The organism is Flammeovirga sp. AWQ4_249 (genome assembly GCF_056161045.1).
The window spans coordinates 162,239-179,085 of record NZ_JBSWYJ010000007.1; the positions used below are offsets into that span (position 1 = coordinate 162,239).

At 33.5% G+C, this 16,847-nt stretch carries 1 protein-coding gene; it reads left to right on the top strand.

Annotated features, from left to right (window positions below):
• The first annotated feature begins 128 nt into the window (after positions 1-128).
• On the top strand, positions 129-16,790 hold the full coding sequence (locus tag ACXAHM_RS08190) for a PKD domain-containing protein (protein ID WP_474959935.1): 16,662 nt from the start codon (positions 129-131) through the stop codon (positions 16,788-16,790).
• The last annotated feature ends 57 nt before the right edge of the window (positions 16,791-16,847 follow it).

Below are 16,847 nucleotides of genomic sequence, written 5' to 3' on the forward strand. Positions count from 1 at the left end.
AACTATAAACCACCATTGGTGTTTAAATAAATTTATCCTACTTGAATACTTATTTATTCTACCAGTTACATTACTAACTTTTTTTAAAAGGGCTGACCCTCCTTTTAAGTGTGCTGAACACAATGATTATGAACAAGTCGCTATTAAGAACATTGCTTTTTTTGATTATTTGTACTTTAAGTCTTTTAATCAATCAACTTCATGCTCAAACGATTATAAGAGATTACAATGGATTAACTGAAACAGATCCAAATGTTGTAATCAGTGGATGTGGTGGTATAGCTGTAGAATTTTCAGTATCACCTACTCCTGGACATACCTATTCAAATTACCAATGGAGAGATATTGAAAATGGAGTATTACAACCAATATTTTCAACATTAGCAGAGCCTTTTGAGCAGTTCAATACGACTGGATTTTACAGTATGCAGGTAACATTTGATGATTATGATGGGTCATCAACCACCACAAGAACAATATCTTTAGGAACAAATGTTATTGAAGTTTATAATCAGCCAGATGGGTCATTCTATGCTGATCAGTTAGGAATATGTCCAGGCGGAACAATACAATTAACACAAACAACTCCTGGTACATTCACAAGTTTATCTTTTCTTGTAGATAATAGATTGTATGCAATAGACCCTTTGAATCCTTCTGACCCTGTTAGTGTTACGTTAAATAATCCTGGTGATTATGATGTAGTCTTAAGTGGTGTAACAACAGATGGGTGTCAATTTATTAGAAGAGAAACAGACTACATACATGTAGAAAAAACTTTTACCACTACATTTTTCGCTTCACAAAACCTAAGTTGTGCACCTACTCAAAATGTTACATTCTTTGCTACCTCAACAGATAATGATGGAGGAATAGTATCACCAGTATACTATTGGGATTTTGGTGATGGAACGTTAGATACAACTTCTGTAGGTTTTACAACACATTTATTTGATAGAGCATTAGGAACAGATTTCACAGTTACTGTTAATTCAATTAGTAATAACTGTCCAGGAACAACTACAAATACAATAGATATTAGTTTCAGAGATATTACAACTTTGTACACTCCTTCAGTATCAGGTGATTGTAATGATTATATGGTTACATATACTCCAGGAGCAATAGACCCATTATTAACAGGAATGAATGTATTATGGGATTTTGGTGATGGTTCAGCAACTGAAATACATTCAATTGGAGATGTAGTTACACATTCATTTTTAAATCCTAATCCTACGGCAATGGCTGTAAATGTTACAGCTGAAATTATTGGTGTACCTGATAATAGTTGTCAATATACAGATAGTAGATCTGTTCCTGTCTTACCTCAAGCTGGGATAACTATTTCATCCAATGATCTAGAATATTGTAATGAGAATTTTAATGTAATTGTTGAAGCAACTTCACTTCAGAATGTTAGTAATTTCTATTGGGTATTGGATGGCAACACCTCAAATCCAATTGGAAATAATGCAATGATAGATACAATTGCAATCTCTGGTTTTGGTGATCATACCATTGAACTCTATTTTGATTCTGGAAACCCTGTAAATGACTGTTCATTAAATAGTATTGATGTTTATTCTAATCCAATAAATGTATCCGTTGCAGGTCCTGCATTAGCTTGTGAGCCAGCAAGTGATACTTTCTTTTCTTCTACTACTTGGACACCTCAAGGTGGAGGTGGTCAAGTTCCAATACCTTTTTCTGTTGATTCAGAAGAATGGATGGTAATTAATACAGGATTAAATGATACTACATATTATTCCACAAACCCTTTATCTTTTACGAATTTAGGACATGGAGATTATACACTTACATATACAGTAATATTAGATTCTATTGGAGATAACCCTCAATGTAGTTATTCTTCTATTCCTTATTTATATGAAGTAGGTGAAGTATTTGATAATCCAACAATCAATTTTTCTCCAGCTACAATTTGTATTGGTACAACAGTAAATTTTTCTACCACTACAACTGCAGATACTACAGGACTAGGTTTATCTGGTGCTTACCCTATTCTATATCAATATAGATATGCAAGTAATTTGGATTGGGTAGATGTAGGTCCAAGCGGTAATGGATCATTTTATTATGGTGATATTGTGGATAGTGCTCGAACAGCTTTACCTGGTTTTTTTCAAGTTGAATTAAGAGCAATTATTAATAATTGTGCAGGTGCTCCATCAGCTGTAAATATTAGAATTGAACCTGCTGAAGCTGAGCATGATATTAGTGTTGATGAATGTAATCCTACAATATTAGGTTTTGTAAATAATTCATTAGGAACACCTGATACTGATTACCAATGGACATTAACCATTACACCACCAGCATTACCTGCAGTGACATGGTCTTCTGATATTACAGATGACGAAAATTGGAATTTTTTAGCTGAACCTGATTTCCCTTTATTTTCAGGTTATTCACAAGGAGAAATACCTGAAAATTCGGTTGTTGATATTCGTATTCAAACTTTTGATAATGGTTGTAATGATACTGAAGACACTACAATCACAATGCCTGGGCCTTTACCAGTTTTAGCTGTTAATCCTTTTACATCTACTGGTACTTGTATTAATAGTAACCTTACTTTTGACGCAGGTGATGGAAACTTAGGGACTAATTATGCATGGACTTTTACCCATCAGACTGAAGCAGGTGTTGTTGAAACTTTTGCTTCTAATAATAGTACTGTAAATACTGTTTTTTCAGTACCTGGTAATTATAATGGAGAAGTAGTCGTTACCACAGCAGGAGGTTGTAGTTTTACACAAACCTTTGGTCCTATTCATATGACTGGTGGTGCAGTATCTATTAATGGTCCTACTAATGGATGCGTTGGAGATACCTTTACTTTTGAAGGAATCAATATTGTATATAGCCCTTCAGATCCTATGTATATATGGAAAGTTGATGGAGCAACAGTCGCAGCAGGTATTGCTACTGGAGGCAATATTCCAGATTTAACGGGTGTGACTTTTTCTAGCCCGAATACTCCTACTCAAGCAACACCACATGAAATTACGCTAGAATTAACAGTCAATGGTTGTACTGCAGATTATACACACGATATTATAGTGACTCAACCTGATTTTGATTTCCCGGGTCCTTCTTCGAATTATATTTCTTTTGATTATGTATGTGATGAAATTGTTACGGTTGTAGATTTACAACTTGATACAACTGAGGTATATAATTTAAGTACTGCCAATATCACATTTGATCTTGGAGGTCCTGCACTTACACCATTAACTCAATTTGAAGATTCTGCTAGATTATCAATTCCTGCAGGAACGTATACAATGAATGTTACGGTTGAAGATGAATTTGGATGTACCGGTACCGATAATATTACTTTTACAGTTCCTGTTTTTAGGGACTTAGCTGCAGGTTTTACTCCAAACACTGTCAATTTAGTGTGTCCAGGGTTTGTCTCTTTTGATGACTCTGCTTTTGAAACACCAGGAAATACTACAAGAAGACAAGATCTAGATAATACAAATACATTATATGATGTTGATATAGCCACTTGGCAATGGGATTTTGATAATGATGGTACTATTGACGCGACAACGACTGTAGGAAATGTAGCCCATTATTACGATAGACCTGGTAGTTACAAAGCAGTAGTTACGGTGACTGATGATCATGGTTGTCAAGATACTTCTAGCCCTATTACGATTACTGTAGGTGGTACTTCTGGTAGCTATGAAATTCTGAAGAAAATTGGTTTTGAGCCAGCAACAACAACGATGGTTGCATTCCCTGTGAATGATCCAAATACTGATATTACTAATACAATATATCAATGGTCTTCTGGTAATGGACAGTTAGGTTTAGATAGTGCTCAAATGTTTGTCTATGACAGTACAATCGCAGGTGCAAATATGAGTACGATTACGCCAAACTTGACTTTCTTAGATGAGAATGGATGTAGTTACCCTGCAGATTGGTCAGGAGATATGACTATATTAAATTGTCCTAACATTTCAAATCCAGATATCGTTCTTTGTACAGACGAAGGTGCATATAACCTAAGTGTGGCAGATATGTCATGGGGAGGTGATTTTAATCAAGCTGACACTATTGAAACAGCTGATTATATCTATCGTTGGGAATTACAATATAGATGGTCAGTAGATGGTGTGCCTATTTCACAAATCAATGGAGGACATGATCCAGATGTTACATTTAATTTTGGTTCTGCCCCTACTAATCCATGGATAATAGACCCAGATGTTGCAACAGGTAGATTGTATAATATTCAAGCAACAATTATTGCAACATATATTGATAAGCATAATGCAGCAAATAATAATACATCAACTGAATGTACAATGAATGACAACATCAGAGTCATTTATAACCCTACTCCAGTAGCTGTATTTACAAATGACGAAGTATGTGGTGGAACTCCTACTACTTTAGATGCGACAGCTACTAATTTTGGTGCATTCGTAAGAGGTTCTATTTCTAATTATGAATGGGATATAGATAATGATGGCACTTATGATTATAATGTAGCTACTCCAACTGTTAGTCATACTTTCCCAGGTCAAGGTGCTTACCCTGTAACATTAAGAGTAACATCGGCAGATGGTTGTGATCATTTGGTGTCAAAAGATTCTGTAATTGTAAATTCTGTTCCAGTTGGAGATTATGCTTATAATAATGTCTGTCAAAGTTATGGAATTCAGTTTACTAATTTATCTACTATTGTTCCTGTCACGGATGATGAAATAGTTAGATGGGATTGGGACTTTAATAATAATGGGACCTTTGATTTTGGTGGTACAGACTCATTGGTACATAGAGATCCTTTAATAGGTGTAGATACGTTAAGAGATAACTATGGAACAGGTGCGTTAATTGGCTCCAACCTTGTTTTACGTCCTCGTTTAACAGTCACAACTAACAAAGGTTGTACGTTTGATTTTATACCTATAGCAGATTCTTTATTAGTTTTCTCTTTTAACGAACCTACTGCTAACTTATCTGCGAAGAGAGATCCAGATAGTTTAGCAAACCAAGTCTGTTTAGGACAAGTATTTGAGTTTAAAGATTTATCATTAGTCGATAATACGAATATTGCTTCATATATTTCAAGCACAGTCTTGCCTGTAGGTGTAAATGATATTACTGCTTGGCAATGGGATTTTGATGATGGAAATACATCAACTTCTCAAAATCCAATTCATACTTATACTTCTGAAGGAACATATGTTGTAAAGTTAAGAGTGACAACTGCACGTGGTTGTACTGATATTGATAGTATTACAGTAAATGTTAGAGAAAATCCAGATCCCGAAATTGGTGTGGATAGTCTGATCGTTTGTGATGATCAAACTGTTAACTTACGTCCTATTGCTAATGATAGTATCAATTTTGCTTACACATGGTCTAAATTAAGTGGACCTACTAATGGTACTGTTATAGAAACAAATTTAAATTCTCATAATGCTACTGTAGATGTAAATGAAAGTAATTTTAATGCAGGTCAATCTGTTATAGATATTAAATATCAATTAGAAATTGTTGATAACAATCATTTGACAGCTTGTACAAGGTTAGATACTGTGGATGTTCAATTTCACCGTTTCCCTAATATAGATTTAGATACTACCCTTGTCTCTTGTGGTACATCTGCTTCTTATGTTGCATTACCTTTTGGAGCAGAGATTATTAATGGTTTCACTTATTCTTGGACCCAAGTTTATTTAACTGGTGGTACGGTAAATACAACTAATAATAGTTTACAAAACTTTACAGTAACTCCCGATACATATAATTCGGGTTCTACTCGAATTAGAGCTAAGTATTATATTGATGTAACCAATGCTATTGGTTGTACAGATAGAGATAGTATTGAATTTGAGTTTTTTAGACAACCTGAATATTCAAGTTATTCATCAAACTATTCACTATGTAATAACCCCAATAGAAGTTTATATGAATTAGATGTTTATCCTTTTGGAACGACTGAATCATTACCGCACAACACTGCATATGATTATACTTGGAGTATGTCAACAAATTCAGCTGATCATAATATGGATCCATTATTTATTTCAGCTTTAAATACACAAGTTACTACCAATACAAACATGCAAAATATCGATTTAGATATTTTAGAAGATTATTTCAAGGATGATTCTGTTCGTTTGTGGTTTCAGTTAGATTTAAGAGTTGAAAACTCTTATGATAATACTTGTTTTAAGGATACTTCTTTTATAATTGAAATTGAAAGAAGGCCTAAAGACTTCACTGTCACTGACCCAAGAGTAGATCCATGTAATTTATCTGTTACATTAAATCATCACACTGAAAATCTGGCTTTTAATTATAGATGGAGACCTGATGCCATTACATCTGGTTATGATGGTGTTATTGGTGATTTACCAATCACAAATGATCAGTCTCGAACTTTAACATTTACAGACTCTGACTTTTCAAACGGAGCATCTGAATTTACTTTAGAAATTAATCATAGAATTAGAAAAAAACTAGATCCTTACGATCTGATGAGTAATACTGATGATTCACCACATTGTGGGTTAAATAAAGATTACTTCTTAACATTTTACAGAACACCAAATATTGTATTTACAGACACATGGCCTAGTGGAAATACCTGTGCTACTTCAATGATTTTATCATCTGGAAGTGAAGTGATTTCTGGATTTAATTATTCATGGGTACAAACATCTGTATCAAATGGTACAGTTGTTCATGATGCTACTACAAATAAAGATATTAATTTATCTGTTGGTTCATGGAACCCAGGTCAATCTGTAATTTCAGTTACCTATGAGTTAACTGTTACAAATGCTGCATCACCAACTTGTCAGGATGTTCAAAGTTATACTTTTGAATTCCATAGAACACCTGAGTTATCTTATAATCCAACACCTCTTAATTGTGCATTAATTGATACAGTTTCTGTAAATAGTGATGCTCTTAGTGGTGCCACTTTTGTATGGACTCAAAATGCTCTATCTGGAGGTACATTAAATACTACAGATAATGGAGATGAATTCATCATCGAAGTAGATAATTTTGGTTCTACAGATCATAGAATTGATGCTAATTTCACAGTCAACATTAGTAATTCTACACTAAGTACATGTGACAATGATACAACATTTGACATATCGTTTTTTAGAACTCCTGACATAGTATTTAGTGATACTCGAACAGATTCATGTGCATTAGTAAATGAAGTAAAACCTTTTGGAACAAATGTAATTACAGGATATAATTATCAATGGAGAGAATTATATGTAAATGGAGGTACTATCTCTACAAATGCGCTAACTGACCAAAACCTTACATTTACGGCAACAAGTTTTGATCAAGATACAGCATATATTGATGTTGCTTATGAGCTTTTTGTTGAAAATAGTGATGCAACCGGTTGTGTAGATATGGATACGATTTATATGAAATTCTACAGAACACCGAATCTAAATGTATTTAGAAAAATAAAACCATTAAATGAATGTGGTTTATCTGTAGAATTATATCCATTAGATACCGTTGAAGTAATCAATCATACTGAAGGTTTTAATTACACTTGGACTTTAGACGCAGCAACTGTAACTGGTACTCCATCTAACGTTTTACCTACAAGTGTATTAACCGATCTTACTGCAAAAGTAAATGATCAGAATTTTAATCTTACAATGCCTATTACAGCTTTTGATGCGGGGTCAAATGAAATTCAATTTGAATTAGATCTTCATATAGAACATTCTGCAACAGGAGTTACATGTTCAAAAGATTCAACTATACTTCTATCGTTTAAAAGACCACCGGTTATTGATATATTGGAAGTAAAAGCTGATAGCTGTGCTCTTTCAACAGAATTAAGACCTTTTGGAACAGAGACTATTCCAGGATTTAATTATGATTGGGAAGTTGTTTCAATTACTAATTATGCAAATACTGTTTATGCTGCAGGTCAAACATTTTCAAGTCAAAACCTAAATGTTAATTTAGTGGATAGTGACTTCACTCCTACAGAATCAAAGATAACAATGATCGTATCTCTTGAGGTTCAAAATCAATTAGCTTCTTCTGATTCATCATGTATTGATATGGAAATGGATACTTTGATTTTCTATAGAACTCCTCAAATTACTAGCCCTTTCCTTTCAATGAAGGTAAATGCATGTGATCATACAGCAACATCTGAACCTTTTGCGACTAATGTGAATGGATTTGGATATGTATGGACTAAAGTTAGTGAAACAGATGGTTCCGTCGTAAATACATCTTTAACTGATCGACAAATCACAGTTAGTCTAGATACATTTGCTACAAACAGTTTACAAGTTGATGCTCAATATAGATTACGAGTCTTTAATATTGATTATCCTTCATGTTATGATGAAGAAACGGTAGATTTCGAATTTTATAGAACACCTGAGTTGAGATTTGATCAACCAATGTCATATTGTGCGTCTATAGATTCTGTAATGACATTTAGAACAGATAATGAGGCTTTTACCTTTAATGGTTCTCAGTTCTTCTGGAATCTAAATTCAATTACTGGAGGTACAATTGATAGTACAGCAAGTGGTCCAGATGTATTCACAATTGATGTTGCTTCATTTGATACTGATGCGGCCCAAATTGATGCAGAATATACTGTGTCAATTACGAACCCATCTACTCATTTATGTGATGATGATACAACATTCCAAGTAACTTTCTTCAGAACTCCAGAAATCACTTTTGCTTCAACAAAAACAGATTCTTGTGCTTTAAATGATGTTATCCAACCTTTTAATGGTGAAAATATACCATTATTTACAAGAAATTGGAGACAACTATCAGTTGTTGGAGGAACGATTACTCAAAATAGTACTGCTACAGATTTAGATCTTAATGTTACAGCAAATACATTTGATCTTCATTCTACTACAATTACTGTTCAATATGAATTGACTGCTACAAATTCTGTATCTACATTATGTACTGATATAGATACAGTTGAATTCTATTTCTACAGAACTCCAGATTATACAAATTACGATGATGGATTTACAGCAGGTAATTGTGGAGGAACATTTGAAGTTTTTCCATTGGGAACAACTGAAGTAATCAATCATAATAATGGATTTGATTACCAATGGACGCTTGATGGTACTTCTGTAACAGGTGCCGGTGCGGATGGAAATACTTTAGTGGATGATATTTCAAATTATATTACTGCTAATCAAAATAGTCAAAATTTAAGTCTATCTGTTGCTGATAGTGCCTACGAAGATGGAGCACACATATTAAGTTTTGATATGGATTTAGATATCACACATTCAAATACAAATATTACTTGTGCTGCAGCTAATAGGACTGTTACTTTTGAATATTTCAGATATCCTGATATTAACTTTACAGAAATAAAAGCAGATTCATGTGATTTGAATACAACAATTCAACCATTTGGAGCTGAAGTAATTCCTGGCTTTACATATAATTGGGAAATTCAAAGTATTGATGGATATGATGGTTCTACTTATTCTGTAGGCGATACATTTACTACTCAAAATACATCATTTACAGTAACAGATGCTGATTTTGATGATGCAGAATCAGTTATAAAATTTGTAATTGAATTAACTGCTGTAAATAGTAGCGCATCAGCTGATGTTTCATGTCAAAATACGCAGAATTATACATTCTATTTCTATAGAACACCACAAATAAAAACGAATTTCTTATCTACAAAAACATTTGCTTGTAATAATGAAGGTGTTGCGTCTCCATTCAATACACATATCAATGGTTTTGTATATCAATGGTCATTAGATTCAATGTCTACAAAAGGTGGTGAAGTAACTGGTGTTGTAACTGATGATAGTCACTTAGCTGGAAGAGAGTTAACGGTTCAAATTGATAGTTTTACAGATCAACATTCGATTATGAAAGCTTATTATAAGCTCAGAGTAATTAATGCAAGCCAACCAACTTGTTATGATGAAGATACAGTGAGTTTTGAATTCTTTAGAACACCTGAGGTTAGTTTATCAAGTTTAACGGGTACATGTCAGAACGCCGTACTAATAACTTCTACAAATGAAATGTTATATGACATTGACTTTGATTGGATGCAAATTAGTGAAAGTGGTGGTACTGTTATTACAAACCCTACAAATCATGATGGTAATAGAGAAATAACATTTACCGCTACAGATTATGATCCTGGTTCGAGTGAAATTAATTCAACTTACATGATTACTTTATTGAATTCAGGTGAATCAATGTGTGATGATGATACAACCTTTGATTTCACATTATATCGCCACCCTGAAATTAATTTAGTGTACACTAGAGCCACAGCTGATAGTTGTTCTAATGCATTAACTATTACTCCATTTGCCAATGAAGGAATCGCTGGATTCACAAATAATTGGACTGAAGTTTCAAGAACAGGTGGTACAATTACGACAAGCATGTCAGCGTTTGATGAAGATTTAACAATTACTTTAGATACATTTGAAATCAATTCAACAAGAATTGACACTAGGTATTTATTGACCTCATTTAATACAAATTCTGTTGCTTGTGAAGATACAATGAGTCTTTCTACTACTTTGTATCGTCAGGCAGATTTTACCGAGTTTACTGAAACTAGAGCAGATGGAATTTGTGGAATGCAAATGACCCTATCTCCTCTCGGGTTAGTTGAAAATATCCCTCATAATACTGGATTTGACTATACTTGGTCTTATGATAGTTTAAATGTAACAGGAGCAGACAATGATATATTACCATTGTCAGTAATTAATAGCTTCTATAGTCAAGTAAATGATCAAAATTTAAGTTTAAGTTTACCATTATCTGCTTTTGCTGCAGGAAGTAATAAGATTGAAATTCCTGTTACAATTTCTATTGAAAATACGGACCAGAATTCTTGTGTAAATGCATTTACACATACAATGATATTCTACAGACCTCCTGTAATTGACATACAACAAAGTTTAGCAGGTTGTGGAATTTCGAATCTGATTACTTCATTTGGAAGTGAAAATGTTGCCTCTGCATTTACGTTTACATGGTCATACACAACAATTGGAGGTACAGTAACGAATACTTCATTATCAGCACAAAACTTAACTTTAAACAACCCTGGTTTTAATTCGGGAAGTGATACGGTTAGAATTAATGTTGCCTTAAATGTAATGAATAATGAAAATACAACTTGTCAAGCTGATACAAGTTTCACTTTCTTATTTTATAAACAACCTGATATTACCTTTACTCAAAGTCTTGTTGGTTGTGATTCAGTAAATTTAATTCGTCCATTCGGTGCTGAAGTTTTAAGTGGCTTTACTTATACATGGGATCAACTACAACTATCTGGAGGGCAATTAGACATTTCTCCAACTTATTCATTAAGTACTCAAGATTTACAGCTCGAAAAATTATCTTTTGATGTGGGTAGTCACAGAATTGATGCTGAGTATAAGTTGACGGTAAGTAATACGGATACTACTGGAGTTGAGGTCTGTAATGATGTTGATAGTACAACTTTTACAATGTATCGTGTTCCTGAAATTGATATACAACAATCATTAGTACCTGGTACTTGTGGTAATACAAATACGATTACAACTTTTGGGTTAGAAAATATTACAGGGTTCTTATACCAATGGAACCTGCAATCGGTTGTGGGAGGTAATGTAAGTATCTCTTCTACTACTACTCAAGATGTAACATTTGATTCACCAATATTTGATCCTTCCTCTAACCGTATTGATGTAGTATATAATGTAACAGTTCAAAATTCTGATAATACAACTTGTTCTGATATAGAAACAGTGAGCTTTACATTCTTTAGAACTCCTGATGCAACGATTACGCCTATTGCACCTGTATGTTCTTCAAGTTCAATATTGTTGACGACCAGTGAATCACATGTTACGAACTTTAATTATCTATGGACATTGTTAAATACAACTGTAGATTATAATCCTAGTGCTCAACCATTGGTAGCTCCTGCAGCTGTTCAAAATAATAATACTTACACTTTAAATTCACCGGTTGATATAGAAGGATTTTTCCCTAGTGGAAGTAGTGAAATAACATTTGAATATGAGGTTTCTGTAGAAAATATGGACTCGCCAGGTTGTACTGATAAAGATACTATTGAAGCCACTTTCTTTAGAGTTCCGATCTTAAAAAGTACACAATCTTTAGATAGTACAAATTGTGAATTAATGAATATTGTACGTCCATTTGGTACAGAAGAAATTCCTAATTACACATATAATTGGACTGAATTATCAGTAAGTGGTGGTTCTATTCAAGTTTCTTATTTGGATGCTCAAAATCAAAATGCATTATTCACAGTGGATTCTTTTGATTCATTAAGTCATAGAATTGATGTTTCTTACAGATTAATCGTGACGAATAATAGTGGAGCTTGTACTGGAAATGAAACATTTAATTTTACCTTCTTCAGAACTCCACAAATTGATTTAGCAAGATTAAATCCTACACCAACATGTAAAGGAACAGATATTGTATTGTTCCCAGAGGATGTAGATAATCCTGGTTTCACTTATCAGTGGACACCAATAAGTGTGACTTCTGATAATGGTATTGATCTTCTTGCTTCAAGTATTACGCCGATTGAATCAAGTTTGACGGATCATACTTTAACATTAAGTCATAATCCTAGTTTCCCTCAAACATCTGTTAGAGTAACAGCAATTTATGAATTAGAGGTTACCAATGCTGATAACGGTTGTAATCGATCTGAACAAATAACTGTAATATTTGATCGTGAGGCTATGTTGTCATTAGTAGCAAATAATTTCAGTACTTGTGATGATAATGACCTTACATTAACGACTGTAGAACCTAGAACTGATAACTATGTTTATACTTGGAATATAGGTAATATTGTCACGGATAATAATGCAGCAATATCTACTTTATCTAGTATTAATACTGCTACAGTAGGAAGTATGACATTAAATCCTGATCCATCAGATTTCCCTGATGGAAGTGCATTAATTACAGCTAGATTTGATATTCATGCTGAGAATCAAATGAATGCTGATTGTGATGCTGATACTTCTTATACAGTAAATTTAGCTCGTAAACCAATCATTAATTTCACGGATGATCACTCAGGTTGTGCTTTGGATACAGTTACTGTTAAAGCCTTTGGTGATGAAGCTATTAATGGATTTAATTATAACTGGTCTATCGTAAATATTGATGGATTTAATGGTGTAACGTCGAGTATTCTTTCAGGTCAACAGAATAATCAAAATATTGAGGTGCATTTTAGTAATAGTGATTTTTCTAATGGTAGATCACAAATTGAAGTTACTTTTGAATTAACGGCTACAAATCCAAATGAAAGTGGTTGTAGTGATACACAACAACATACCTTGGTATTCTTCAGAGTTCCTGAAATAGCATTTACTGCCTTAAAAGCTGGAAATGATAGTTGTGCAAATCAAATTACAATTAGTCCATTCAGTGAAACAGTAAGTGATTATCAATACCAGTGGACACTCTTAAATTCATCAAATGGTACTGCATCAGAAGTTAATAATACTTCAAGAGATTTAGTAGTAAACAATCCTATTTTTGATAATGGTGAAACACAAATTGATTTAAGATATGAGTTGGAAATTACAAATAGTAATCCTTCTGCTCCAGTTCCTTGTGTTACCACAGATGAAATAACAGTTTCGTTTTTTAGGACTCCAATTTTAAGGAGTGAAATGCTAACTGCTCCGTATGGATGTGATTTAAACGCAAGTTTAAAAGGTTTACAACTGAATTTAAATACAGGACAAGAAAATAACTATACCTTTGATTGGACAATTAATAGTTTAAGTGGCGGTACTGTAGATACTACGTCAAATATGGATAGTCTACATCTTGCTGTAACTAGTTTTGATACTGGTTCTGGAGAAGTAAATATAGATCTAGATTTAGATGCTCATAATACATACCAATACAATACTTGTTTTGCGAATGAAAATAGAGCTTTAACTTTCTATAGAACTCCTGTCGTGAATCTAACTCCTTCGGCAACAGATCTTTGTGAAACTGCTCAATTTAATATCACAACTGGCGAAGAATTAGTAACACATTTTGATTATGATTGGACGCTAGTGATAACTGATGATATTGGAAGTAATACTGGTACTGTTGATACGACTTCAAATGGTTCAAGAGGACATGCTTTAAGATTAAACAATCCTATTTTCCCTGTTGGAGCTTCGTATATCGAAATAGAAGCCACTTTAATGGTTAGCAATGGAACAAGTGGATGTACAGATACGGAAACAACAACTATTCGTTTCCATAAACAGCCTGTATTAAATATTACTGCAAATAGTCCAACTTCTTGTGATGATAATTTGATTACATTAAGACCCACGCAGGATGAAGTAGTTAACTTCGTTTATGCTTGGGAAAGGTTGTCAATTGATTCAGATGTATCTAACAATTCAGGTGCTGATATTCAATTGAGTTCGACTTCTGATTATCAAATCACCTTAGACAATCCATCATTCCCTAGTGGAAGTGCAGAAATTTCAGCATGGTATAAATTAACTGTTTCGAACCCTGTAAACCCTTATTGTGTTGTTGTTTCAGATTCAATAGAAGTTACTTTCTATAGAAGTCCAATAACTGGATTAGGTGTTGATTATCAAGTATCATGTGATTCAATGATTTATTCATTAAATCCTGCTAGTGAAGAATTCATTGCTAACTTTAATTATGCATGGAGTATCACAAATCTTGAAACAGATAAGAGAACACCTGATGCTAGTGCGTCTGTAAATCTTACAAATAATGGAACATACACTCCTACAATAGAAGTAACTCAGATTCCTGCGGATGCATCTTATGTAAGAGCTACTGTACAATTAACAACATCTAATACATTAAATAGTTGTGGTACAAGTACAGATGAAAAAGAAGTGACATTTATCAGGACTCCAACAGTGACATTGCCAAATGATATGGCTGACTGTCAAGAACGTGTCTTTATGTTAAGTCCTGATGAGGATGAATGGACTGGTATGGATTACGAATGGGAAATTATCCATTCTACTGGAGGTCAAGTGACAACACAAAATAATATGAATTCATATTTAGCATCAATTTCTGACCCTGTATTTAATTCAAATTCATTCTTTGTGAGTAATACCGTTGTATTGAGAGTCAATAACAAGCTTGATGATAGTTGTGTTATAGTTGATACTATGAATGTGACTTTCCATAGAACTCCATTAGCTGATTTTACAGTAGATAAAGGATTTGGTTGTCAAGGAGAAACAATCTACTTCTCAACTAGAAATTCTGAGGTACCACAATCAGGAAGTGTTTATCAATGGGATTTCGATAATGATGGACATTATGAAACGACATCATTAGGAGATACAACATATACATTTAATTCGATTGGAACTCAGACAGTGTCTATGAGAATTGTTACTCCAGCAGGTTGTATTTCACCTGCATTCTCAGATGATGTTCATATCTATGAAATTCCTACACCTAGATTTACTTTCGGAAATATTTGTATTGGTGAAACAGCACAATTTATAAATACGACACCACAATTAAGAACTGGAGGTGATCATGGAATTAAATCTGTGAAGTGGGATTTTGATTATAATGAACAAAATGGTGCTATTTTCGATGCATATAATACGGATGCATCCTTTCAATACCCTGAAGCGGGTACTTTTAAAATTTTAGTTGAAGTAACCAATAATGGTGGTTGTACCAATACATATGTAGATTCTATTACTGTGACACCATTACCAGTAATTACAATACCATCAGATATATGGATTTGTGAAGGTTTAACTACTACTTTATCTCCTACTATTGATGTTCCAGTAACATATTCGTGGAGTACAGGTGAGACGAATCAAAATATTACAGTTGGTCCGTTAGAAGATGAAACATATACATTAACTGTTACTAATGCTCAAGGCTGTATTAATACAAAAGATATTAATGTGCATGTGATTCCTGCATTAGATACAGAATTTACATTAGAGTCATGTGAAACTGTTCCAATTACATTTGATGCTAGAATTCCACAATATGATGGTGTTATTCAGACATTCGAATGGAGTAATGGAGAAACTACTCCTACTATAGACGTTTTAAGTAATGGAACATACACTGTTAGAAGCAGAATCCAACATGAATCAGGAACGATGTGTGAATTTGTACATGAGTTTGATGCAACTTTCTATCCTAACCCTGAAAGAGTATTGCAAGACACAACATTCTGTTTTGAGTTTGGAGATTTACTTCAAGTTGGAGCAGTTGAAGGTGATAACTTTACGTATAGTTGGGATAATGGTGAAACTTCAAGAGTTGTTACACGAGATAGATCAGGAGTTTATACAGTATTGATTACTGATGAAACTCATGTTACAAGATGTACTACAATTGATACAATTGTTGTGAATCAAATTTGTCCAGCACGTATGAATACACCAAATGCCTTTTCACCAAACGGTGATGGTATTAATGATGAATTCTTATTAGAACCTGCATACGCAATTGATATTGATTTCCATGTATATAACAATTGGGGTGAATCTATTTTCCATAGAGAATATAAAACATCTCAAGAAGCTAGTACACCAGGTAACGGTTGGAATGGTAAATACAAAGGAGCAGACATGATGTCTGGTAGTTATACATTTACAATTCGATATACATCTGAAAAAGATGGCTCCGTAACAGAAAGGTCAGGACAAATAATATTATTGAGATAAAGATGAAGTGGGATTTCTAATTTAAGAAATCTCACTTTTTTTATTAATTCATTCAAA